Origin of the sequence: Actinoplanes sandaracinus (assembly GCF_030009775.1) — a bacterium.
Classification (GTDB): domain Bacteria; phylum Actinomycetota; class Actinomycetes; order Mycobacteriales; family Micromonosporaceae; genus Actinoplanes; species Actinoplanes sandaracinus.
The window spans coordinates 320,006-343,264 of the sequence record NZ_JASCTH010000004.1; the positions used below are offsets into that span (position 1 = coordinate 320,006).

At 71.0% G+C, this 23,259-nt stretch carries 23 protein-coding genes; 9 read left to right on the forward strand and 14 right to left on the reverse strand.

Features of this window, described 5'->3' with window-relative positions; all coding sequences use genetic code 11:
• The first annotated feature begins 35 nt into the window (after positions 1 to 35).
• A complete protein-coding gene (locus tag QLQ12_RS08335; RefSeq protein ID WP_282758362.1) occupies positions 36 to 608 on the forward strand; it encodes a Uma2 family endonuclease in 573 nt (190 codons plus the stop codon).
• On the opposite strand, the gene nuoH is transcribed toward QLQ12_RS08335, so the two are convergent.
• Both nuoH and QLQ12_RS08345 read right to left on the reverse strand, forming a co-directional pair.
• Positions 605 to 1,561, reverse strand: coding sequence for an NADH-quinone oxidoreductase subunit NuoH (gene nuoH / locus QLQ12_RS08340; protein ID WP_282758364.1), 957 nt, complete (start codon positions 1,559 to 1,561; stop codon positions 605 to 607). The genes QLQ12_RS08335 and nuoH overlap by 4 nt on opposite strands.
• Positions 1,561 to 2,361: an NADH-quinone oxidoreductase subunit C gene (locus QLQ12_RS08345; RefSeq protein ID WP_282758366.1), complete on the reverse strand. Its 801-nt coding sequence runs from the start codon at positions 2,359 to 2,361 to the stop codon at positions 1,561 to 1,563. Before QLQ12_RS08345 ends, nuoH begins: the two co-directional genes overlap by 1 nt.
• A 103-nt stretch (positions 2,362 to 2,464) precedes the next feature.
• On the opposite strand from QLQ12_RS08345, the gene QLQ12_RS08350 reads away from it, so the two are divergent.
• A complete protein-coding gene (locus tag QLQ12_RS08350) occupies positions 2,465 to 3,010 on the forward strand; it encodes an RNA polymerase sigma factor (RefSeq protein ID WP_407651434.1) in 546 nt (181 codons plus the stop codon).
• Complete coding sequence (locus QLQ12_RS08355; protein ID WP_282758368.1) at positions 3,007 to 3,957, forward strand: hypothetical protein; 951 nt, start codon at positions 3,007 to 3,009, stop codon at positions 3,955 to 3,957. The genes QLQ12_RS08350 and QLQ12_RS08355 overlap by 4 nt, the downstream gene beginning before the upstream one ends.
• Before the next feature lies 1 nt (position 3,958).
• Here QLQ12_RS08355 and QLQ12_RS08360 read toward each other — a convergent pair whose 3' ends face one another.
• Positions 3,959 to 5,260, reverse strand: a complete 1,302-nt coding sequence (locus QLQ12_RS08360) for a DUF2252 domain-containing protein (protein WP_282758370.1) — start codon at positions 5,258 to 5,260, stop codon at positions 3,959 to 3,961.
• Positions 5,261 to 5,309: 49 nt separating this feature from the next.
• Between QLQ12_RS08360 and hemC the strand changes: the two genes are divergently transcribed.
• Positions 5,310 to 6,275, forward strand: coding sequence for a hydroxymethylbilane synthase (hemC, locus tag QLQ12_RS08365; protein ID WP_282758372.1), 966 nt, complete (start codon positions 5,310 to 5,312; stop codon positions 6,273 to 6,275).
• Here the strand turns inward: hemC and QLQ12_RS08370 are convergent.
• From QLQ12_RS08370 to QLQ12_RS08400, 7 genes are all read right to left on the reverse strand, one after another.
• Positions 6,265 to 7,536 (reverse strand): vanadium-dependent haloperoxidase, encoded by a 1,272-nt coding sequence (locus QLQ12_RS08370; protein ID WP_282758374.1) that lies wholly within the window; start codon positions 7,534 to 7,536, stop codon positions 6,265 to 6,267. The two genes, hemC and QLQ12_RS08370, sit on opposite strands and share 11 nt — an antisense overlap.
• Before the next feature lie 30 nt (positions 7,537 to 7,566).
• Positions 7,567 to 9,075 (reverse strand): polyprenol phosphomannose-dependent alpha 1,6 mannosyltransferase MptB, encoded by a 1,509-nt coding sequence (gene mptB / locus QLQ12_RS08375; protein ID WP_282758376.1) that lies wholly within the window; start codon positions 9,073 to 9,075, stop codon positions 7,567 to 7,569.
• A 128-nt stretch (positions 9,076 to 9,203) separates the two neighbouring features.
• Positions 9,204 to 9,731, reverse strand: a complete 528-nt coding sequence (locus tag QLQ12_RS08380; protein WP_282758378.1) for an NADH-quinone oxidoreductase subunit B — start codon at positions 9,729 to 9,731, stop codon at positions 9,204 to 9,206.
• Positions 9,732 to 9,735: 4 nt separating this feature from the next.
• Complete coding sequence (locus QLQ12_RS08385; RefSeq protein WP_282758380.1) at positions 9,736 to 10,584, reverse strand: Fic family protein; 849 nt, start codon at positions 10,582 to 10,584, stop codon at positions 9,736 to 9,738.
• Between the two features lie 79 nt (positions 10,585 to 10,663).
• Positions 10,664 to 12,154, reverse strand: a complete 1,491-nt coding sequence (locus QLQ12_RS08390; RefSeq protein ID WP_282758382.1) for a pyridoxal phosphate-dependent decarboxylase family protein — start codon at positions 12,152 to 12,154, stop codon at positions 10,664 to 10,666.
• A 9-nt stretch (positions 12,155 to 12,163) separates the two neighbouring features.
• Positions 12,164 to 13,465, reverse strand: coding sequence for a beta propeller repeat protein (locus QLQ12_RS08395; RefSeq protein ID WP_282758383.1), 1,302 nt, complete (start codon positions 13,463 to 13,465; stop codon positions 12,164 to 12,166).
• 22 nt (positions 13,466 to 13,487) lie between these two features.
• Complete coding sequence (locus QLQ12_RS08400) at positions 13,488 to 14,825, reverse strand: MFS transporter (protein ID WP_282758384.1); 1,338 nt, start codon at positions 14,823 to 14,825, stop codon at positions 13,488 to 13,490.
• A gap of 49 nt (positions 14,826 to 14,874) precedes the next feature.
• On the opposite strand from QLQ12_RS08400, the gene QLQ12_RS08405 reads away from it, so the two are divergent.
• A complete protein-coding gene (locus QLQ12_RS08405; RefSeq protein WP_282758385.1) occupies positions 14,875 to 16,266 on the forward strand; it encodes a gamma-glutamyltransferase in 1,392 nt (463 codons plus the stop codon).
• Between the two features lie 104 nt (positions 16,267 to 16,370).
• Here the strand turns inward: QLQ12_RS08405 and QLQ12_RS08410 are convergent, their stop codons facing one another.
• The gene (locus QLQ12_RS08410) at positions 16,371 to 17,294 is read right to left on the reverse strand and encodes an NAD-dependent epimerase/dehydratase family protein (RefSeq protein WP_282758386.1); all 924 of its coding nucleotides are present in this window, start codon (positions 17,292 to 17,294) and stop codon (positions 16,371 to 16,373) included.
• 102 nt (positions 17,295 to 17,396) lie between these two features.
• Between QLQ12_RS08410 and QLQ12_RS08415 the strand changes: the two genes are divergently transcribed.
• Positions 17,397 to 18,080, forward strand: a complete 684-nt coding sequence (locus QLQ12_RS08415) for a TetR/AcrR family transcriptional regulator (protein ID WP_282758388.1) — start codon at positions 17,397 to 17,399, stop codon at positions 18,078 to 18,080.
• On the opposite strand, the gene QLQ12_RS08420 is transcribed toward QLQ12_RS08415, so the two are convergent.
• Positions 18,070 to 18,381, reverse strand: coding sequence for an MGMT family protein (locus QLQ12_RS08420; protein WP_282758389.1), 312 nt, complete (start codon positions 18,379 to 18,381; stop codon positions 18,070 to 18,072). The two genes, QLQ12_RS08415 and QLQ12_RS08420, sit on opposite strands and share 11 nt — an antisense overlap.
• Positions 18,382 to 18,443: 62 nt before the next feature.
• On the opposite strand from QLQ12_RS08420, the gene proB reads away from it, so the two are divergent.
• From proB to QLQ12_RS08435, 3 genes are all read left to right on the forward strand, one after another.
• Positions 18,444 to 19,556, forward strand: a complete 1,113-nt coding sequence (gene proB / locus QLQ12_RS08425; protein WP_282758390.1) for a glutamate 5-kinase — start codon at positions 18,444 to 18,446, stop codon at positions 19,554 to 19,556.
• A 40-nt stretch (positions 19,557 to 19,596) separates the two neighbouring features.
• A complete protein-coding gene (locus QLQ12_RS08430) occupies positions 19,597 to 20,838 on the forward strand; it encodes a glutamate-5-semialdehyde dehydrogenase (RefSeq protein WP_282758391.1) in 1,242 nt (413 codons plus the stop codon).
• 71 nt (positions 20,839 to 20,909) lie between these two features.
• On the forward strand, positions 20,910 to 21,080 hold the full coding sequence (locus tag QLQ12_RS08435) for a hypothetical protein (RefSeq protein WP_282758392.1): 171 nt from the start codon (positions 20,910 to 20,912) through the stop codon (positions 21,078 to 21,080).
• A gap of 6 nt (positions 21,081 to 21,086) precedes the next feature.
• On the opposite strand, the gene QLQ12_RS08440 is transcribed toward QLQ12_RS08435, so the two are convergent.
• Together QLQ12_RS08440 and moeZ are read right to left on the reverse strand one after the other, a co-directional pair.
• Positions 21,087 to 21,890, reverse strand: a complete 804-nt coding sequence (locus QLQ12_RS08440) for a prenyltransferase/squalene oxidase repeat-containing protein (protein WP_282758394.1) — start codon at positions 21,888 to 21,890, stop codon at positions 21,087 to 21,089.
• Between the two features lie 87 nt (positions 21,891 to 21,977).
• On the reverse strand, positions 21,978 to 23,159 hold the full coding sequence (gene moeZ, locus QLQ12_RS08445; protein ID WP_282758396.1) for an adenylyltransferase/sulfurtransferase MoeZ: 1,182 nt from the start codon (positions 23,157 to 23,159) through the stop codon (positions 21,978 to 21,980).
• Positions 23,160 to 23,259: the final 100 nt, after the last annotated feature.

The window sequence follows — 23,259 nt, forward strand, 5'->3', positions numbered from 1 at the left end:
CGAACGGGTTGAGCGACCCCGTTCTGGAGGCCCCGATGACCGCTGCGATCAGTGACATGCCGCCGGCGGACGGCTGGACCGTTGACGATCTTGATGCCTTGCCCGAGGACGGCGTTCGCCGCGAGCTGATCGATGGAGTCCTTCACGCGCCCCCTGCTCCATCGCCTGCTCACCAGGCATTGGTAATTCTGCTGGGACACGCCCTGATGGAGGGCTGCCCCGAAGCGTTGTTCGTCAGTCAGGCGAACGATGTCATCCTGAGTTCGCGTCGTCAGTTCATTCCCGATCTTCTTGTCGTGACATTCGAGTCGGCCAAGACGGTCGGCAAATTTCAGGCGTCCGATGTCGTGCTGGCCATCGAGATCGTCTCCCCCAGCTCGCAAAGCATGGACCGCGTGATGAAGCCCGCGCTCTACGCGAAAGCTGGAATCCCGTTCTACTGGTTGATCGAGACCGCTAACGGCCTCACCGTGACGACCTACCGAATCGACCAGGAGGACGGCGTCTACCAGCCGACCGGGACCTTCACCGATTCGGACACCATTCGACTCGACGAACCGTGGCCTCTGGAGATTCCGGTGACCACGATCCGGCCGCGCAACCTTTAGAGCAGGGACTTCACGGCGACGGTCAGGACGAGCTGGGCCAGGGCGAGCGGGACCAGCACGAGCCAGCAGAGGCGCTGAAGCTGGTCCTCGCGGAGGCGGGGATAGGTGACCCGCAGCCAGATGATCACGAAGGACACCGCGAAGATCTTCAGAAGGGTCCAGACCCAGCCGAGTTGCTCCTCGAAGGGGCCGTGCCAGCCGCCGAGGAACAGGACCGTGGTCAGGCCGGCGATCACGACGATCCCGACGTACTCCGCCAGCAGGAAGAACGCGAACCGCAGGCCCGTGTACTCGGTCATGTAGCCGAAGACCAGCTCCGAGTCGGCGATCGGCATGTCGAACGGCGGGCGGCGGATCTCGGCCAGGCCGGCGATGAAGAACACCAGCGCGGCCGGAGCCTGCCAGATCAGCCACCACGGCCGCCACGCCTCGACGATGCCGGACAGGCTCAGGGTGCCGGCGGCCATCGCGACGCTCGCGGCGGCCAGGACCAGTGGCAACTCGTAACCGAGCAACTGGGCGGCGCCGCGGACACCACCGAGCAGGCTGTACTTGTTGGCCGACGCCCAGGCGGACATCAGGACCGCGACCACGCCGATGCCGAGCACCGCCAAGACCAGGAAGAGGCCGATGTCCAGGCTCTGCGCGACCAGGCCCGGGCCGAGCGGGATGGTCAGGATGACCACCAGGTAGGGGAACAGGGCCACGATCGGGGCCAGCCGGAAGACGGTCCGGTCGGCGTCGTGCGGGGTGACGTCCTCCTTCTGGACGAATTTCACCCCGTCGGCGACGAGCTGGGCCCAGCCGTGGAAGGCGCCGGCGTACATCGGGCCGACCCGGCCCTGCATGTGCGCCATCACCTTGTGCTCGGCCTGGCCGATCACGAGCGGGAGGACGAGGAAGCCGGCCATCACGGCGGCGACCCGGATGAGAAGGTCCAGCCAGAGCGGCATCAGGAGGGCTCCCCGTCGGTCTTCGGCTCGGCGGCCGGGCGAGCCTCCGACGCGGGGCGAACCTCCGCTGCCGGGCGGGCCTCCGCTGCCGGGCGGGCCTCCGCTGCCGGGCGGGCCGGGCGGGCCGGACGCTCGCCGGCCGGGCGGGCAGCTCGTTCGGGGCGGGCCGGGCGGGCCGGGGTCTCCGGCGGGTTCACCTTCCCCTTGAGCGGCCCCCACTCGTTGGGGTCGGGGACGCCCGGCGGGCGGATCGGGGCCCGCTTGGCGGCGCCGCCGTCGGACTCCCCCGGCTCCTTGGCGCCCGGCCACGGCTTCGCCACCCGGGACGCCAGCACGAATTCCTTACGCAGCGGGTGACCCTCGAACTCCGGCGGCAGCAGCAGCGGGCGCAGGCCCGGATGGCGGGCGAAGACGATGCCGAACATCTCGTACGTCTCCCGCTCGTGCCACTCGGCCCCGGGATAGAGGTCGACCAGCGACTCCACCTCCGGGTCCTGCCGGGACACCCGGGTGCGCAGCAGCACGCCGTGCCTGCGGCGGGTGGACCAGAGGTGGGCGATCACCGAGAAGCCGCCCTCCAGCTCGTCCACCGCGGAGAGCCAGTCGAAGAAGTCGCAGCCGAGCGCACCGGCGTCGCGGGCCACCTCGGCCGCGAACCACCAGCGGGCCACCGGCACGTCGACCACGGCGCGGGCGTGGCCGGGGCCGCCGCCGGACACCTCGGCGGTGACGATGCCCTTCTCGGGATCGTCGGTCGCCATCAGGTGGACCAAGCGTTCACCGACCTCTTCGGGCGTCATGCAGGCCATCCTATGATCCGGGCGGTCCTTGCGGCCTTCCGCCGGGCGGCGCACTATTCGCGACCGGGTGCAACCCGCCGCCGGGTAGCGGCGTGTAGTGGCCGTGACAGCCATCGCCAGACAACGAACGGAGACGCGGATCGTCGTGCTCCACGAGCCGCCCTCCTTCGATGACGTCTACGCCGCGCACTACGCGGACCTGACCGTGCAGCTCTACGCGTACTTCGGGGATCGACAGGACGCGCACGACGTGGTTCAGGAGGCGTTCTACCGCGCGCTCGTCCGGTGGGACCGGATCGCCCGGTACGACGACCCGGTCGCCTGGATCCGGCGAGTGGCCTGGAATCTCGCCGTCAGCCGGTGGCGGCGGGCCCGGACCGCGCTGAGCTTCCTCGGCCGGCAGTCTCGGGTCGAGCCACGGTCCGACGAGCCCGGTCCGGAGCGGGTCGCCCTGGTCGCCGCACTCGCGACCCTGCCGGACAAGCAGCGCCGGGCCATGGTGCTGCACTACCTGGCCGACATGCCGGTGGCCGAGATCGCTCAGCGGGAAGGCACCTCCACCGGCACCGTGAAGTCCTGGCTGCACCGAGGGCGTGCCGCGCTCGCCGTCCAGCTCGATCCGACCGACAGCACCGGAGGTGCGCGATGACCGACCAGATCGAGGAACTCTTCGCGGACCTCCGCGCCGAAGTGCTGCCCACGGTGCGCCCGCCGGGAACCGAGACGCTGCGGCGGGCGGTCCGCCGGCGACGGGCCGTCACCTCGGTGGCCGCGGCCGTCACCGTGCTGGGGCTGGCGGCTCTGATCACCGTGGCCCGACCGGGCAGCGGACCGGAGCCCGTCGTGTCACCGCCCTCGGCGGCACCGACATATTCGGACGACATGCTGACGGCCGGGATCACCGCGACCCTCAAGGTCGAGGATGCGACGGTGGGACTCAGCGAGATCATCCTCGATACCGGGAACGGTCCGCGGGAGTCCCGGCGGCAGGTGCTCGGCGGCTCCTACAGCATCCGGATGACCTGCTACGGCTCCGGTTCGATGGATGTCACGGCGAACGGCACGGCAGTCGAGACGGTGCCCTGTGACACAGCCGGAACGGTTCGGGTCCTGCCGGTGGTGGTGCCGGAGCCCAGCGGGCAGCTGGCTGTGCGGGTGGCCCCTCATGTGGCCGGGCCCGGCCAGGCGGCCTTCGGCTACGTCGCCGACCTGGCACAGGCGGACAAGTCCCGATGGCAGGAGACGGCAAGGAACGCCCTCGGCGAACGGACCGGCGACTTCGTGGGGGCCGGTTCGGATTTCGTCTCCGAATCCGGCTTCAGCACCGGGTTCGAGGGCAACAGCATCGAACCGGGCCGGTACCGGGTCCGGGCGATCTGTTTCGGTTTCGGCACGGCGCGGCTCTCCGTCGCTCCGAGCACGGACGGGACGAACCCGTCGACGGCGGACGAAGCCACCGTGCGCTGTTCCCCGGACGCACCTCGATCCGCGTCGGTGACCTACACCGCGTCGACGAAGGGCCTGAGCTACCGCATCGAGCCGGACGCCGACGCCGCGCATCGCAGCGCGGTGGCCACGTTCCTGGAGCGGTACTGAGTCACAGGCCGGGGAGGCGGCCGTTGCGGAACACGTCGACGAAGTCCTGGTGGTCCTCGCGGGCCTGGTCGCCGTACCTGTGCGCGAAGTCCACCAGGTGCTGGACGAAGCCCGCCTCGTCGGAGTCGACGACCGCGACGATCGCCTCCTCGGTGGAGAAGTCGACCAGGTCGTGGCTGGACTCGTCGTCGGCGACCGAATGCATCCGGGCCACCGCACGGCCCAGGTCGGCGACCACGCCGGACAGGTCGTCCGGCTCGTTCACGTCCGACCAGTCGAGGTCGGCGGCGTACGGCGAGACCTCCGCGACCAGCTGGCCCACCCCGTTCAGCTCGGTGAAGCCCAGCCACGGGTCGGCGTGCGCCTGCAGGGCCCGCTGTGACTCGGCGGTCCGGTGCCCCTGATGCTTGAAATAGCCGCGGACCCGGTCGTCGTCGATCCACCGGGCGACCGCCGGGACCTGCGCCTGCTTCATGTAGATGACGACGTCGTTCTCCAGGGCCTCGGTGTGCCCTTCCAGCAGCACGTTGTACGACGGCAGCCCGGCCGAGCCGATTCCCACGCCCTTACGCAGCTTCATGTCCTTGATGTGCAGCGCGATCGGCCGGCCGGCGTCAGGCAGCGTGTCCAGATAGCGGTCGAACGCCTCCCGTACCGCCGCATGGGTGTCGATGTCGACCTCGTAGACGCCGTCACCGAGAGAGAACCGGCGCTCATAGTCGTCGATCGTGGTCTGCTGGCGGAGCAGGTCGACCCGGGTGTTGAGGCGCGCCTCCTGGAGCACCCGGCGCAGCACCCCGGTCGCGTTCTCCAGGGTGATCGAGCCGATCGCCTCCTCGCCGCCGCGCGCGATCGCCCGCAACTCGGTCAGGTAGGACCGGGCGAATCCGGTGACCAGCGCGCTGATGTTGTCGTCGGAGAGGGCCTTGGAATAGCCGATCAGCGCGACGCTTGCCGAGAACCGCTTCAGATCCCAGGTGTACGGGCCGACGTACGCCTCGTCGAAGTCGTTGACGTTGAACACCAGGCGGCCGGAGGAGTTCATGTAGGTGCCGAAGTTCTCGGCGTGCAGGTCGCCGTGGATCCAGACCCGGCTGGTCCGCTCGTCGAGGAAGCTGTCGTCGCGGAAGCCGCCGCTGAGGTCGGCGTAGAAGAGCGAGGCGCTGCCCCGGTAGAAGGCGAACGGCGAGGCCGCCATCTTCCGGAACTTGCGACGGAACGCGGCCGGGTCGAGCGCGATCAGCTCGCCGAACTCGCGGGTTAGGACGTCGATGATGAAGTCGGCACGAGACTGAGAGCCCATGGCGGTCACGCTACTCAGCTCCCCGCACGCAGCGGCTACGCTTTCCGCTATGTCCGCTTCCCGCTTGCTGCGTATCGGCACCCGCTCCTCCCCCATGGCGCTCGCCCAGGTCGAGAGGGTCCGCCGGATGCTCGCCGGGCGGCGGCCCGAGGTCTCCGTCGAGGTGGTGCCGCTGAGCACCAGCGGCGACCGCTGGCAGGGCGCGCTGTCCGAGCTGGGTGGCAAGGGCGCCTTCACCAAGGAGGTCGATCAGGCGCTGCTCGACGGCCGGGCCGACCTGGCCGTGCACTGCGTCAAGGACGTCCCCGGTGACCGGCCCGCGCCGGCCGGCACGGTGTTCGCCGCCTACCTGGCCCGCGACGACGTGCGGGACTGCCTGGTGCACCCCGACGGGAAACGGATCGAAACCCTGCCCGCGGGGGCCCGCATCGGGACCTCGGCGGTGCGCCGCATCGCCCAACTAGCCCTGCACTGGCCGCACCTCACCCCCGTGCCGGTCCGCGGGAACGCCAACTCCCGCCTGGCCAAGCTAGACGCCGGCGAGTACGACGCATTGCTCCTCGCGGTCTCCGGCCTGCACCGGATCGGCCAGCCGGGGCGGATCACCCATCCGATCGACGTGGACACGTTCGTACCGGCGGTCGGCTCCGGCACGCTGGTTCTGCAATGCCGGCAGGACGACTTCGCGGCGCTGGAGATCGCGGAGGCGCTCGCCGACCGGCGCGCCGGTCGGGAGACCGAGGCCGAGCGCACGATGCTGCACATCCTGCAGGGCAGCTGCCATTCGCCGATCGGTGGTTACGCACGGACCGAACCGGACGGGCGGCTCAGCCTGCGGGCCCGGGTGATCAGCCTGGACGGCAAGACGGTCCTGGACGCCCACGAGTGGGCGTCCGATCCCGTCGTTCTCGGCACATCGGTGGCGGCGTCCCTGCTTCGCCAGGGCGCACGGGCGATTTTGAGCGAGCCCAGCCTGAGCGAGCCCCGCATGAGCGAGCCCAGTCTCACCTCCTGACCGGCTGCGCGAACTCGCGGAGCACCTCCCCGGTGACGGCCGTGCCCAGCCTGTCGCCGAGAACGCCGGCGCCGCGATAGTGCACACCCGCCCAGATCCTGGCCCGCTGCACCTCGGCCTGCGCCGTGGCGAAGCTGGTGTAGTGGCGGGTCGTCCCGGACGCCGGGCTGTAGGCGTGGAACGGCAGGTCGTCACGCCCGAAGAAGGCCCGGAAACTGACCATGGTCGCCGAGGTGTAGCAGGTGTGCCCGGACGGCCACTCCGGGGACGGCGCGGTCACCCGCAGCGGCTGCCACGACGGGTCGGCGACGGTGGCCGGGTTGCCGTCGGTGTCGGCCAGCGGGATCGCGGTCACCGGACGCCACAGGCTCCAACGTCGTTTCTGCTGGTAACAGGAGATCAGCGCGTCGACGGTGGCCATGTCGGTCTGCGCGAACAGCCGGGCCGTCGCCAGGTCGCCGAGCCGCTGGTTCGCGGCCAGCACCCGCCGGATCTCCCACTCCACCATGTGGAAGTCGTCCCACCAGATCGCCGCCTCGGTCTGATCCGGGGTGCGGACGGTGCTGCCGGCCGAGCCGAGATTCCTCACCTCGTTGAGCTGGCGTGCGTAGTCGGCGCTCGTCAGAGCCGGCGGGCCGGGAACGCGGTAACGGCTCGGGTCGCGGACGACGAACGGTTTGAGGAAGGCGTACCAGGCTCCACTCTGCACGAAGCCCGGAGGTGTCAGCCGGTACTCCCCGGGCGCGGTGCCGACCGGCCATGTCGCGCTGGAGAAGGCGCCGTCGTCGCTGCGCTCCTCGATCATCGCGGCGGCGGTGGCCTCGCCGACGGCGATGCCGCCGCGCTTGGCACGGCCGTCCGGAATCGCGGCGAGCTCCTTCTCGTACCGGGCCCTCAGAGCGTCGGCCTGGGCCGGGAAGAGCGACGTCAGCACGTTGTGGGCCGCGGCGGCGACAGCGGCCGGGACCGAGTCTCCCCGGCGGGCCCGCGGTGCGATCAGGTACGGCTCGTACGGCCGGCCCTCGATGGCGTTGACCGCGTCGTAGACGGCCCCCTGCACCATCGCGAAGCTGCGGGAGGCGGCGTTCGGAGACTGCCGCGCGGTGTCGTAGATGGCCGTCTGTGCGTGGATGTGCCAGGTGACGACGGCGTTGGGACGGGCGGCGCCGGCCTGGGCCGCGGCCGGTGTCAGCACCGCCGGAACGGTCAGCCCGAGCGCGGTCGCCATGACCACGCCGAGCAGTCTGCGGAAACGTGCCATGAGTACCCCCGGTGGGATGGAGCCGCCGTTTCACACGAACGGCGTCCAGACTTCAACCGGATCGGACGACACGCAACCCATTGACGGACATCTGTCTATGCCATTCGCATCGCTCCGCGTTCGACGCCCGGCCGCATCGGCGATACGGGGCAGCCCCAGCAGGATGCCCGCGAGCAGCAGGGCCGCGGCGAGATAGCCGGTGACCAGCGGCGTGGCGCCGGAGCCGACCGGCGGCAGCGCCACCGCGAGCAGCGCGCTGACGGCGGCGACGGCCTTCCGGTCGCGGCGGTTCCGGGCCGTCGCGGCGAGGGGCAGCACCGCCCAGAGCAGGTACCACGGCTGCACCACCGGTCCACACAGGACGACGGCGGCAAAGACCAGGCCGACGCCGCGGGCCAGGTCGAGCCGGCCCTGCCACATCGACCACAGCAGCCTCGCCAGCACGGCGGCGCAGACGGCCGCGCCGGCCGTCACCGAGGCCGTGATGGCGCTGTCGGTGAGGCCCGTGCCGGCATCGTCGCCGACGGCGCCGACGAGAAAACCGACGATGTTGGTCGGCGCCAGCCAGCTGTGCACGGCGGTACTGGAACTGATCGCGCTGATCCAGCCGAAGCCGAGGCCGGTGCCGATCGAGATTCCCGCCGTGACCGCGCCGGCGCCCAGCACCATGCCGAGTGCGGTCTCGGCCGGCCGGGCGCGTCGGCGGGCCGACACGACGATCAGGCAGCACACCGCCGCGAACGCCACCACCTTGATGTTCGCCGCGACCGTGAGCAGCGTCAGACCGGCCGCGAGCCGCTGGCCGGCGGCTCGCCCGCGGTCCACTCCACGCAGCCCGATCTCCATTCCGCAGAGCATCAGGCCGAGCATGATGCCGTCGTTGTGGGCGCCCGCCACCAGGTGCCAGAGCACCAGCGGGTTGAGCAGCCCCAGCCACAGGGCGGACGACGGCTCGGCGCCCGCCCGCCGGGCGAGGCGTGGCAGCGCCCAGGCGACCAGCCCGACGCCGACGAGGGCGATCAGCCGATACAGCAGCACGCCGGCCACCAGGTGCTCCCCGGTCAGCGTCGCGACGGCCCGGGACAACGCCATCCACGCCGGGCCGTACGGCGCCGGCGTCCGCACCCAGTAGGGGCTCACCTGGCCCGTCACGGCGGAGTCGGCACCCAGCGCCTGCAGCGGGCCGAGTTCGTAGGCGTCCTGGCCGGTCGCCGCGATCACGCCCTGCGCGATGTAACTCCAGACGTCGCCGCTGAACAGCGGAGGGGCGGCGAGCAGCGGGAGACTCCAGACCGCGGCGATCCGGTACAGCGACCGGGCCGGGAGCCGACGGTGCCGACGGCCCAGCCGCAGCCACGCGGCCACGAGCAGGCCCATCCCGGTCACGCCGAGCGCCACCGCGGCCGGCATCGGCAGGAACGAGCAGAAGGCGACCACCACCATCACCAGGCTGCCGATACAGCCAGTGACGGTGACGGCGGTGACCGACGGCGTGGGCGGGGCGGTCGCGGGGAGCGTGCCGGGACGAAAGTCCAGCACAGCGGCACTGTGTCTCACAGCCGGATAGACGAACGCACCTGCCGCCACGGTTCACGAACGGCAGTGATCGATGCCACTCTCGGCAACGACGACGGGCGAACGATCAGATCGCCCCGGCGAACGGAAGGCTAGGGGGCCGGCGGCCGGACCAGCGGCGCGGTGAGCGCCAGCGGATCGGGGCGGTGCACCCCGCCGACGCCGGACTGCTCGGCGGCGATCTTCTCCTGGAGCCGCAGGATGCCGTGCAGCAGCGCCTCCGGCCGGGGCGGGCAGCCGGGCACGTAGACATCCACCGGAATGATCTGGTCGACGCCCTTGGTGACCGAATACGAATCCCAGTATGGCCCGCCGCAGTTCGAGCAGGAACCGAACGAGATCACATACTTCGGCTCGGGCATCTGGTCGTAGAGCCGCCTGATCGCCGGAGCCATCTTGTCGGTGACCGTGCCGGAGACGACCATCAGGTCAGCCTGACGCGGCCCGTGCGCGAACGGGATCACACCCAGCCGCATGAAGTCGTGCCGGGCCATGCTGGACGCGATGAACTCGATGGCGCAGCACGCCAGTCCGAAATTGAACACCCAGAGGGAATAGCGGCGCCCCCAGTTCAGCACGAACCGGATGGGTTCCCCGAGCACTCCTGGCAGACCGGCCATCCGGTCAACCTAACGCATCGGCGTACGGCTGACTCAAAGTCATCGGCGTACGCGCCACTTCGAGAACCCCCTCCGGGAACCGGGGGCCCGCGGTGTAATAGCGCGCGCGGGTGCGGCCGACCGTTTCGAGCAGGCCTGCGGCGGTGAGGTCCCGCAGGTCGCGCTGTGACTGCTGCCGAGTCAGTCCTTCAGCCTGCTCATAGCGATTCCGGCGGATTCGCCCGACCAGCGCGACGTCATGCAGCGCGGACACGACCCGCTCGTCCAGGCCGGCGGAGTCGGCGAACGACATGAGCGACGTCCACACCGCAGCCGAGCGGGACATTCGCCCTCGCACCGTCTGCGCCTGTTGGTGGTACGCCGTGAGATTGAACCTGATCCAACGGGAGACATCCTGGTCAGGGTGAGAAACCGGGCCGCGCCGTTCCAACTCCCGGTAGTACTCCCAGGTGTTGCCGGGACGACCCAGCCACGCCTCGATCGACGAGAACTCGGGCGCGAGCACTCCCTCCCGCGCGATCATCAAGGTCTGCAGCGAGCGGGACATCCGGCCGTTGCCGTCGGCCCACGGGTGGATCGACACCAGGTAAGCGAGGGTCTCCTGGCGATTCTCGGTCGAGACATCGACATCCTGCTCGCCGTCCATCAAATCTTGAACATCGGCGGTGGAGACCCGGAAACCCTCGATGGAGTTCGACGCCGCGACAGCGTCGGCCGTCAGAAACTTCCTCAGCCCAGATGTCCATTTGGTGGGCCTGTCCTGGACCTGATAGCGCAATTCCCGACGCATCTCGTCGATGCCGGCCAGGACCTCCCGGTCGGCATCGGTCAGTTCGGGAAGCGGAAAGAGCACTTGTCTAATGTACAGGGCCTCGCGTCACACATGACTCGATTCTCGGCCCAGGCGCATCACCCGTGACACAGAGGACCGGTCATGGGCGCTGGAGGAGGCTGAGGAAGCCGGTCAGGAGGGCCTCGCGGAGGGCTGGCGGAGCCGCGTTCAGGACCGAGTTCACGGCGGCCATCCGGGTGAAGTCGCCGCCTCTCAGACCCAGGCCCTCGGCCAGCGAGGCGATCAGGGCCGGGGTGATCGTTTCCGGGGTCAGGGGCGGGAGTGGGGGCAGTTCGACCGGGCCCTTGGCGCGAGTGGCGGCGACGGCATCGGCCAGGTCGGCCGCGAAGGCGGGGGCGGTGGCGTGGACCGCGGCGGTCACCGTGAGGTGGATGGTGGGTGGGAGGCCGGCGTACGCCATCTGGAGCTGAGTGTGCCATCCGCGGGCGGCCAGTTCGTCGGCCAGCACGAACAAGTCGACTCCCCCGGAGGCCGACGCGGAGGCGGTGTCAGCGGTGTCAGATGCGGCCGTGTCGGAGGCGACGGTTTCGGTGACGGCGGCGGTGTCGGCGGCCAGGCAGACGACGCTGGTCTCGGCGGGGGCGTACAGCCGTACCCCGTCGGTGGCAGTGACCGCGGCGGCCAGGACCGCGACCGACTCGCGGGTCTTGCGGGCCAGCTCCAGGTAACCGGCGTCGCCGATGCCGCGGAGAGTGGCGAAGGCGGCGGCGATCGGGCCGCCCGAGCGGGTCGACGCGATCCCCGGATTGATCATGGGGTAGCCGGGCCAGTCGGCGTAGGCGAAGTACTGCGGCAGCCGCAGGGCCTGGTCGCGGTGCAGCAGGATCGAGACGCCTTTCGGGGCGTACGCGTATTTGTGCAGGTCGACGGAGATGCTGGTGACGCCGGGCACGGAGAGGTCGAAGTCCGGCAGATCCGCGCCGAGACGCCGCAGGTAGGGCAGGATCCAGCCGCCGAAGCAGGCGTCCACATGGAACCGCACGCCACGCTCGGCGGCGATCGCCGCGATCTCTGCGACCGGATCGACGACGCCGTGCGCGTAACTCGGGGCGGAGGCCGCGACGAGGACGGTGTCCGGCGTGATCGCCGCGGCCATCGCCCGCGGGTCGGCCCGCAACCCTTCGACGGGTACGACGTCGAGCGCGACCCGCAGGTAATGGGCCGCTTTCGCGAACGCCGCATGGGCGGTGGCCGGGATGACGAGGCGGGGCTCGCTGATCGCGGGGTAGGCGTCGCGGGCCGCTTTCACCGCCAGGATCAGCGACTCGGTGCCGCCGCTGGTGACACTGCCGACCGTCTCCGGTGTCCCGCCGAGCAGTTTGGCGGCCGCGCCGACCAGGGCGTTCTCCATCGCCAGCAGAGAGGGGAAGGCGGTCGGGTCGAGGCCGTTGACGTGGGCCGAGCCGGCGTGGGCGGCGCGGGTCAGGTCGTCCAGACCTTCGAGGGCGGGGTCGTACACGTACGCGAAGAGCCGCCCGCCGTGCGTCGGCAGGTCGGCCCCGCGCAGTTCCCGCAGTTCGGCCAGGATCTGGTCGCTCGCCACGCCCTTCTCCGGCAACGCGTCGATCATCCCGTGACGCTATCCGCCGGACGCGCCTCGCGCATCGGCCGCCCGGAGCCAGAGATCCCGGTTGCCACCGATCAGCACCCGCCCGTCCCGCAACGTCGTGACGGCCTGCGGCGGGGAGTCGCCGCAGCCGAGCTCGCCCCGTTTCCAGGGCTTGTCGCCGTCGCCGACCCAGACCACACCGCAGTACTCGTTGCGCTGGTCGGGGGCGGGCCGGGTCGCGTCGTCGATCGACCCGATGGCGACGAGTGTGCCGTCGCGCCCGACGGTGACGTCCTGCAGCCGCCCCACACCCATCCCGGTGCTGACGCCCGGGGCCCAGTCGAGCCCGTCCTTGCTGCTGAGCACCAGGGTGTCGTCCTGTTCGCCGGTCTCGTGGTCGACACCGCCGAAGGCGAGCCACCGCTCACCGGCCCGGACCAGGCGAGTCATGAGCAGGCTCTGCGGCAGGCCTTCGACCGTCGACACCTTCCAGGTGCGGCCGCTGTCGGTGGACCGCCACACGGCCGCACGCCGCGCGGCCGAACCGAGAGCGACGATCGTCTCGCCCGCCGCGCCGAGAACGCTGATGTTCGGTTCCGGCTCCGAACCGGCGGTCCACTCGGGCAGGCTCACCGGGCGCAGCGTCCTGCCGCGGTCCTCCGACACGAGAAGCACCGGCGCGGTACGGCCGGGCGTGGCCCGCCCGACGTTCAGAACGATGGTTCCGCGGCCGGTCACGGCCAGGCCCCGTACCGAACTGCGTGAGCCCTGGCCCTCGAAGCCGGGCTCGGAGAAGTCGCTTCGGACCAGCTCCTCGGCCTTCCCGCCGGGCCGGTGCCGTTCCAGGCCGCTGCTGTGGGCGACCAGGATCGAGCCGTCCCGCTCCACCACCGCCGCGTCCGCCGCGATGCCGCCGCCCGGCCAGCCGTTCGTGGTGTCCGGTGGCCCGTCACCGCCGCCGGTCCGCCCGTCCGGCGCCGGGTCGAGGGCGAGCCGGTCGCAGGCGGCGGGACCGGTCCAGTTGGCGTTGACCGCCCGGTAACCGTTCTGGTAGTCGCCCAGGCCCAGGGCGCAGTCACCGGCCGGGACAAGCATCCGCAGGCCATCGCCGGGCGGGATCCAGTCGCTCGAGGCGGGCCACTGCACGGCGCCGGCGTGCCGGGTGAATCCGAGTTCGGTCGCCTGCACGTCACCGAGACCCTTGCGCGGCTCCTGGCTGCGGGCGCCGTTCCCGGGAGTGTTGCCGGGCGTGTTGCCGGCGCACGAGGCGAGCAGAACGGCGCAGGTCGCCAGTACGGCGACCCCCGGCAAGCGGGAGGAGAGTGGTCTCACCCGGCAATATTGACGGAAGCCGTCAAGATTCGGAACGGCGGACGTCCCGGTAACCGCGGAGCGTCAGCACCGCCGTGCCGACCAGGGCGGCCGGGACGACGGTGAAGCCGAGCAGCACCCCGAGGCGGGCCGTGTCACTCTGGACCGCCGGTTCCCCGGTGGCCGACGAGACGTAACCGAAGATCTGGAGCATCACCGCGAAGACGCCGGGGCCGAGGGCCAGTCCGAAGGTCTCCCCGGCGGTCCACAGGCCGGTGAAGACGCCGGCCTGGCGGCGGCCGGTGCGCTCGGTGTCGCGGGCGATGCAGTCCGGCAGCATGGCCAGGGCGAACACCTGCTGGCCGGCGTATCCGGCGCCGACCAGCGCGACGATCAGGTAGACCGCGACCGGGGGCAGGACCGGCGCGGCGAGCAGGGCCAGGGCGCCGGCGGTGAACAGCAGCGAGGCCGCGACTAGGGAGCGGAGCTTGCCGTGGCGGCGGCCGGCGATCGTCCACAGCGGCATGACCAGCAGGGCCGGGCCGACGAACGCGGCGAACAGGAACGTCGAGCCGGCTTCCTGGGCCAGCACGTGGTCGGCGAAGTACTTGACGCCGGCCAGCATGGTGCCGATGCCCGCGGCCTGGACGATCCAGCAGATCAGCAGAGCACGGAACGGGGCGTTGCCGCCGGCCACCCGTAGTTGCGCGCGCAGGCTCGGCTCGGACTCGGTCGCGGTGCGGGACTCGGCTTTGCGCGTACCGAAGAAGGTGGCGAGCGTGCCCACGACGATGAGCGCGCCGATGAACGACCCGGACCACCGGTGGCCCTCGCGGCCCCCGCCGGACATCTCGACGACCAGCGGCGCGACAGCGCCGGAGACCAGGACGGCCAGGGCCAGAACCGCGATCCGCCAGGTCATCAGGCGGGTCCGCTCGGCGTAGCCCTCGGTCAGTTCGGCGGGCATGGCCACGTAGGGGACCTGGAAGAAGGCGAAGGCGGTCGCGGCGGCGAGGAAGGCGACGGCGACGTACGCGCCGGAGGCGGCCCCGCTCGCGAAGGGTGCCGCGAAGATGGCGGCGAAGAGGACGCCGAGCAGAAGTCCCGCTATCAGCAAGAACGGGCGTCGTGAACCGCGGCGGTCGGAGATCCGGCCGACCACCGGATTCACCAGCACATCCCACGCCTTCGGCAGCAGAACCAGCAATCCGGACACGCCGGCGGCGACACCCAGCGTGTCGGTCAGATAAGGCAGAAGAAGCAAACCGGGCACCGTGCCGAATGCTCCGGTGACCACCGAGCCAAGCGCATACCCAGCCAAAACACCGCGTGGAAGAACACTCGTCGGAGGTACCACGGGAGAGGGACCAGCGGCCGTCATCGACGCGCATCGTAACCATGATCGGCCTGCTCCGCCTACGCTCGCCGCTATGAAAAGCGTTGCTGCCGGCGTCGCTGCCAGTCATCCGGCGACCGCTCGCACCGGGCTGCGCGTTCTGCAGGCCGGAGGTACCGCGGCCGACGCCGCGGTGGCCGCGGTACTGGCCTGCTGCGTCGCCGAAACCGTCTACACGGGGCTCGGCGGCGGCGGGTTCGCCACCTACTTCGACGCGGGTACTCGTGAGGTCACCTGCCTCGACTTCTTCGTCGCGGTGCCCGGCCTGGACGGCGACCGGAAACCGTCGCCGATGGTGGCCGTGGACGTGTTCTTCGGCGGGCTGCCACAGATCTACTCGATCGGCGGGGCGAGCGTGGCCGTGCCGGGAGTGCCGGCCGGGCTCGGCGAGGTGCACCGGCGCTGGGGCCGGCTGCCCTGGCCGGAGGTGGTGGCGCCGGCCGCCGGGCTGGCCCGGACCGGAGTGCTGCTGCCCGCGGCGCACGCCCGCACCCTGGAGTCGTGCGCGCCCGCGCTGGCGTATGGCGACGGGGCGGCCCTCTATCAGCCGGGCGGGCGGCTGCTCCAGGGCGACGAGCTGCTCTTCCACCCGGGGCTGGCGACCGCGATGGACGCCCTGGCCGCCGACGGGCCGGAGGTGTTCTACACCGGCGAGTACGGGAAACTGCTGTCCGAGACGGTGCGGTCGGCCGGCGGGACGATCGGGCCGGCCGACCTGGCCGCGTACCGGGTCGAGTCGGTGGACGTGGACCACGCGACGCTCGCCGGATATCGGGTGCACGCCCGGCACGACCTGAACCGGACCATCGACACGATCGCCACGCTGCCCGCCGACCTGTCCCGGCCCGGTCGTGCCCCGGGGGTCGCGACGGCCCTGCTCAACCGTGGTGACCAGCGGCTCGGCGACACCACCAACGTGTCGGTGGTCGACGCCGAGGGGAACGCCTGCGTGATCACCACGACGCTGGGGCTGGGCGCCGGGGTGTGGCTGCCCGGGCTCGGCATCAACCTGAACTCGATGCTCGGCGAGGGTGAGCTGCTCAACGGGGAGCTGGCGCCCGGGCAGCGGATGTCGTCGTATATGTGCCCGCTCGTGGTGACCGCCCCGGACGGTGGTCTCGCGGTCGCGGCCGGCTCGGCCGGCGCCTCGCGGATCCGGACCGCGCTGGTCGACACGCTGCTCGGCGTCTTGGTCGACGGGTTGAGCGTGCCCGAGGCGATCGCTCGGCCGCGCTTCCACGCGGTCGAGGACACCGTGCACGCGGAGGCCGGCTGCCCGCAGGACGAGCTGGCGGCGCTGGCGGCCGACGGCTGGCGGATCGTCGAATGGCCGGACATCAACCACTACTTCGGCGGGGTCACCGCGGTCGGCCGGACCGGCGCCGCCGGCGACCCCCGTCGCGGTGGCCTCGGTCTCCTGCTCTGACAGCGCCGCCGCATCGGGGGCCGCGCCAGCCTCGGCGTCGGCGACCCCGGCGCTGTCACATGGTGCGGCGGCGCCAGTCTCGGCGTCGGCGGCTCCCGGCGCTGTCACATGGTCCGGGCGGCGATGGCCTCGGCATCGGCGGCGGTCTCGCGCAAGGCCACGTCGAGGCTGGTGGCGGTGAGGCCGAAGGTGCGCTCGGTCAGCGACGAGTCGAGAACGAACGGCGCGTAGAACTGGTAGTCCATCTCGGCCAGCTCGCGAGCCATCGGGACGGCCAGGCCGGCCGTGCGCATCACGAAACGCGGCAGCTTGCGGACGGTCACCGGGGCCCGGCCGGTCAGTGCGCAGTAGCGGTCGGCCAGCTCACGAATGGTGACCGGGGCGGGTGAGGGCACGTGCCACGCCTTGCCGTGCGCCCGCTCGTCACCGGCCAGTGTGATCAGCGTGCGGGCCATGTCGCCGACGTAGGTGAAGCTGTGCGGCAGATCGGGGTCGCCCGGGGCCCAGGCGGTGCGGTTCGCGTTCATCGCCGGAAGCAGCACCGTCGAGAAGATCCCGACCGCGCCGGCGCCGAGATAGTCGGAGGCGCGGGCCTCGATGGCGCGCACGCCGCTGTCCAGGGCGTCCTGCCACATCCGATTGCGGATGCGGCCCTTGCGGCCGGTCGCGGCGAGCGGGGTGCTCTCGGTCATCAGGCCACCGGGCCGGGGTCCGTATCCGTACAGGTTTCCGGTGATGGCGTAGACGGCGCCGGCCGACCTGGCGGCGGCGATCATCGCGTTGTTCATCGGGAACCACTTCTCGGCCCACTCGGTGTACTTCGGGTTCGCGCAGTTGTAGACCACCTCGGCGCCCTGGGCCAGCTCGGTCAGGCGACGCGCGTCGGCGGCGTCGGCGGCGGCCCGCTCGATCAGCGGGTGGGCGGGCCCGCTGCCGCTGCGCGTGACGATGCGGACGCGCTCGCCGCGCTGGGCGAGCACGGTGGCGACGGTGGAGCCGATCGGACCGGAACCGATGACGAGGTGCATGGCATTCTCCTTTGCGAGCAGTGCTCTCTAACAAGAACAACGATCGCATACGCCTGCCCACATTTGCAAGAGCAGTGCTCTCGATATGGCACACTGGTCCGCATGAGTGCCGCCAACCTGCGCGCCCGTGTCCGGGCCGAGATGACCGAAGAGATCAAGGCGGTGGCCAAGCGCCACCTGGCCACCGAAGGGGCGAACCTGTCGTTGCGGGCCGTCGCCCGCGACCTCGGCATGGCCTCGTCGGCCGTCTACCGGTACTTCGCCAGCCGGGACGAACTACTCACCGCGTTGATCATCGACGCGTACGACGCGGTCGGCGACACCGCCGAGCAGGCCGCCGCCGCAGCCGGGAGCCCCCTGCAGAAGTGGCTCGCGGCCGGGCACGCGGCACGGGAGTGGGCGCTGGCCAACCCGCACGAGTGGGCGCTGATCTACGGCAGTCCGGTGCCGGGTTACGCGGCGCCGAAGGACACCGTCGAGCCGGCCACCCGGGTGCTGCTCCTGCTGGGGGCGATCGTCGCGGAGGCGTACCGGGCCGGGACCGTCGCCGAGCGTGAGCCGCTCACCGGCCGGTTCGCCGAGGAGATCGTGCCACTCGCGGCCACCTACTATCCGGATCTGCCGCCGCGCCTCATCGCCGACACCATCGCCGCCTTCTTCCAGGTCTGCGGCGCCATCAGCTACGAACTCTTCGGACAGCTCAACAACGGGATCGTGGAGGACCGCCGGGGCTTCTTCGACTATCAACTGCGGGCGGCGGCGAAGCTGGCCGGACTCACCGGATAGCGGGCATCCAGCCGGCGTCCGCCATCAGCACCCGGTCACCGCGCATCGGCACGCCCTCAGCGGTGAGAAGCGCCTTAGCCCGGGCCTCGAGACCGGGCGGGAGCCGGCCACCGCCGCTGCACACCCGGTACCACGGGACACCGCCGCCGTGCAGGGCCATGATCCGGCCGACCTGCCGGGGCGAGTTACGGCCGGAACGCTCGGCGAGGGCGTCAGCGATCGCGCCGTACGACATGACCCGCCCCTCCGGGATGCTCTCCACCAGGGCCAGAACCTCTTCGACGTACTCCTGCGGTGTCATCAACCGCCACGATATGGGATCTGACAACGATCGACACCGGCCTGCCGAGCACAATGGGCCTGGTGCGGGAAGTGGTTACCGGCGCGCGCCGGATCGTGGTCAAGGTGGGGTCGTCCTCGCTGACCACCGCGGCGGGCGGCATCGACGAGCAACGGATCGACGCCCTCGTCGACGTCCTGGGCGCGCTGGCGACCGGTGGACGTGAGGTGGTCCTGGTCTCCAGCGGCGCGATCGCCGCCGGGCTCGCCCCGCTCCACCTGCGCCGCCGGCCGCGCGACCTGGCCACCCAGCAGGCCGCCGCCTCCGTCGGGCAGGGGCTGCTGATCGGGCGCTACGCGGCCGGGTTCGCCCGCCACGGCCTGACGGTCGGACAGGTGCTGCTCACCGTGGACGACGTGACCCGGCGGGCGCACTATCGCAACGCGTACCGCACTCTGCGCAAACTGCTCGACCTCGGCGCCCTGCCGATCGTCAACGAGAACGACACGGTCGCCACCGAGGAGATCCGGTTCGGCGACAACGACCGGCTGGCCGCGCTCGTCGCCGCCCTGGCCGACGCCGACCTGCTGGTGCTGCTCTCCGATGTGGACGCGCTCTACACCGGCAACCCGGCCGACCCCTCCTCGCGACGGATTCCGCTGGTCCGCGGCGACTCCGACCTGTCTCAGGTGGCGATCGGGTCGGCCGGCAAGTCCGGCGTCGGCACCGGCGGCATGGTGACCAAGGTCGAAGCGGCCCGGATCGCCACCGGCTTCGGCATCCCGGTCGTGCTGACCGCGGCGCCGCTGGCCGGGGCGGCGCTCGCCGGCGACGAGGTCGGCACCCTCTTCGAAGCGGCGGCGACCCGGCCCGCCGCCCGGCTGTTCTGGCTGGCCCACGCCACCTCCCCCCGTGGTCGCCTGCACCTCGACGCCGGCGCCGTCGCGGCCGTGGTCGCCCGGCGCAAATCACTGCTGCCGGCCGGCATCACCGCGGTCGACGGCTCCTTCGCCGCCGGCGATCCGGTGGACCTGGTGGACGCCGGATCCGGTACGCCGGTGGCGCGCGGCCTGGTCAACTACGACGCGGTCGAACTGCCGGCGCTACTCGGACGATCCACACCCGAGTTGGCCGCGGCGCTGGGGCCGGGCTATGAACGAGAGGTCGTCCACCGTGACGATCTGGTGCTGCTTTAGACGTACCCCACCCTGGTCTTGATCTGAGGAAAGGTTTGCCATGAGTGTGCTGGAACAGGCAGCCGCAGCGCGGGTCGCCGCGATCGACCTGGCCGGAGCCACCCGCGCCGAGAAGGACCGGGCACTCCTGCTGATGGCCGACCGCCTGGTCGAGCGGACCGACGACATCGTGCACGCCAACGGCGTCGACATCGCGAACGCCCGGGAGAACGGCCTCTCCGAGTCGGTGATCGACCGGCTGGCGCTCGACCCGGAGCGGGTCGCCGCGATGGCCGACGGCCTGCGCCAGCTCGCCGCCCTGCCCGACCCGGTCGGTGACGTGGTGCGCGGATCGACCCTGGCCAACGGGCTGGAACTGCGGCAGGTCCGGGTGCCGTTCGGGGTGGTCGGCATGATCTACGAGGGCCGGCCGAACGTGACGGCCGACGCCGCCGGCATCTGCCTCAAGTCCGGCAACGCGGCTCTGCTGCGCGGCTCGGGTTCGGCCTTCTCGTCGAACGCGGCCATCGTCTCGGTGCTGCGCAAGGCGGTCGCCGACGCCGGCCTGCCGGCCAACACGATCCAGTTGCTCGACGCCACCACCCGCGACTCGGTGAAGGAGCTGATGCGTGCCCGCGGCCTCGTCGACGTGCTGATCCCGCGCGGCGGCGCCTCGCTGATCAAGACGGTGGTCGAGCAGTCCACGGTGCCGGTGATCGAAACCGGAGTGGGCAACTGCCACGTCTACGTGGACTCGGCCGCCGACCTGGAGAAGGCGCTGGGCGTCACGCTCAACTCGAAGACCCAGCGATACTCCACCTGCAACACCGCCGAGTCGCTGCTGGTGCACGTCGAGATCGCCGACACGTTCCTGCCGCTGATCCTGTCGTCGCTGGCCGAGGCGGGTGTCACGGTGCACGGCGACGCCCGTGTCTCCGGCTACAGCGATGCGGTGGTCACCGCCACCGAAGAGGACTGGGGTACGGAATACCTGTCCCCCGACATCTCGGTCGCCGTCGTCGACTCCCTGGACGACGCCTTGGACCACATCCGCCGGTACGGCACCGGCCACACCGAGGCCATCGTCAGCGAATCGACCACCGCGACCCGTCGTTTCGTCGCCGGCGTGGACGCCGCGGCCGTGATGGTGAACGCGTCGACCCGCTTCACCGACGGCGGCGAGTTCGGGTTCGGCGCGGAGATCGGCATCAGCACGCAGAAACTGCACGCCCGTGGCCCGATGGGCCTGCCGGAGCTGACGTCCACGAAGTACGTCGTCACCGGCAACGGCCACACTCGCTGAGGCCGACTCCGGCTGGGGGCCTTTCGGTGATAGTCGCCGGCGGGTCGCGGTCCGACGCTACGGTCGGGCTCGTGGACATCTTCGAGGACGACGAAACCACCGAGCCGGCGCCGGACCGGGGCCTGTGGCGTTACGTGGCGACACAGAGCAGCATGCTTCTCCTCGCCGGAGCCGTGGCCGTCGGCGTCATCGTCATGGTCGCGGTGGTGCTGCTCTCGCTCTATGTCGGCGTCATGGACTGAGTGGTCTCACCGGCAGGCGCGCAGGGCGGTCAGCGTCGTGTTCACGTCGAAGAGCGGGCCCTCGTTGCTGTCCCACCCACCGTCGGGGCGCTGCGTCGCGGCCAGCCGCTTGCGGGCGCTCTGCAACAGCCAGTCGTCACCCAGGTTGACCCGCCGCAGGGCCGCCGCCATCGACGCCACATCGGCCGGCGACATGTCCGGCAGACGGTCGCCGAGGACCTGCTGCACCCGCGCCGACTCGTAGAAGAACTGCTGCTGGTGCAGCAACCCGGCGGCGTGCCACCCGACGGCCAGGAACGACGGCCACGTGCCGTCCGGGCGGATCTCGGAGACCACCCAGGTCGCCGCGGCACGCAGCACGTCGGCCCACGGCGTCCGGGTCTGATAGGGGTCGATCTCGACGGCCGCGGCGGTGAGCCAGAAGCCCGCTACCGAGGTCTGGTAGAGGGTCGCCTCCGGGTCGCCGGGCAGCGCCCAGGCCGGCGCCTCCCCGGCCAGCGACTCGTGCTCCTGCCAGGTGCCGTCGCCGCGCTGCGCGGCGGCCAGCCAGTGCAGGGCCTGCACCCCGACAGCGCTGTTCAGAGCGCCGATGTCGTCGAGCTCGGCGAGGCGGTAACAGGTGGCGTCGATCGACGGGATGGCGCCCTCGACCGAGGCCGGCCAGCCGCCCTCGGGCATCTGCCCGGCGGCGACCCGCTCCACCGCCTCCGGCGGAGCCGGCTGCCCTGTCCGGAGGTGCGACAACCGCGCCCGTTCCACCGGATCACCATGAGCGACCACGTAGCCGATCGCGGCGTCTATATCGATCACGGTAAAGACGGTACCGGCCGATCCTGTGGAGCGCAGGCCAGTTCCATCCAGGGAGTCACCCGAAGGTGACTCCCTGGACCCGTGAGATCAGTACGACGGCAACGACGGGTCGACCGTGTTGACCCAGGAGACGATGCCGCCCTGGACGTGCACGGCGTCCTTGAAGCCGGCCACCTTGATCGCGGCGAGGGCCTCGGCCGAGCGCACGCCCGACTTGCAGTGCAGCACGATCTGCCGGTCCTGCGGGAACTTCGCGAGCGCCTCGCCGGACAGGATCTCGCCCTTGGGGATCAGGACGGCGCCGGGGATCCGGTTGATCTCCCACTCGGCGGGCTCGCGGACGTCGACCAGGAACAGGTCCTTGCCGCTGTCCTGCCACTCCTTGAGCTCGCGGGCGGTGATCGTCGAGCCGGTGACCGCCTCCTGCGCCTCCTCGGAGACCGCGCCGCAGAAGTCCTCGTAGTCCTCCAGCAGGTCGGTGACCGTCGGGTTCTCGCCGCAGAGCGCGCAGTTCGGGTCCTTGCGAACCTTGATCTTGCGGTACTCCATCTCCAGGGCGTCGTAGACCATCAGGCGCCCGACCAGCGGCTCACCGATGCCGGTGATCAGCTTGATCGCCTCGTTGACCTGGATCGAGCCGATCGACGCGCAGAGCACGCCGAGGACGCCGCCCTCGGCGCAGCTCGGGACCATGCCGGGCGGCGGGGGCTCCGGGTAGAGGCAGCGGTAGCAGGGACCGTGCTCCTCCCAGAAGACCGAGGCCTGGCCGTCGAAACGGTAGATCGAGCCCCAGACATAGGGCTTGCCGAGCAGCACCGCGGCGTCGTTGACCATGTAACGGGTCGCGAAGTTGTCGGTGCCGTCGACGATCAGGTCGTACTGGCTGAAGATCTCTTTGACGTTGTCGCGGTCCAGCGCGGTGTTGTGGATGACCACATTCACCAGCGGGTTGACCTCGGCGATGCTCCGCGCCGCCGACTCCGCCTTGGGCGTGCCGATGTCGGAGACACCATGAATGATCTGGCGCTGAAGGTTCGACTCGTCAACGGTGTCGAAGTCGATGATGCCGAGCGTGCCCACGCCGGCCGCGGCCAGGTAGAGCAGGGTCGGCGAGCCGAGGCCGCCCGCGCCGACGGCGAGGACCTTGGCGTTCTTGAGCCGCTTCTGCCCGTCCATCCCGACGTCGGGGATGATCAGGTGACGCGAATAGCGCCGGATCTCGTCGATGCTCAGCTCAGCGGCCGGCTCGACGAGCGGGGGCAGAGCCACAGTTCACTCCCCGGGTTCGGTGGTAAGGATCGCCGCCCATTGTTGCTCGATTCGCACGACGGCATCCATGACGTTGGCCACGGCCCGACATGCGGGATCG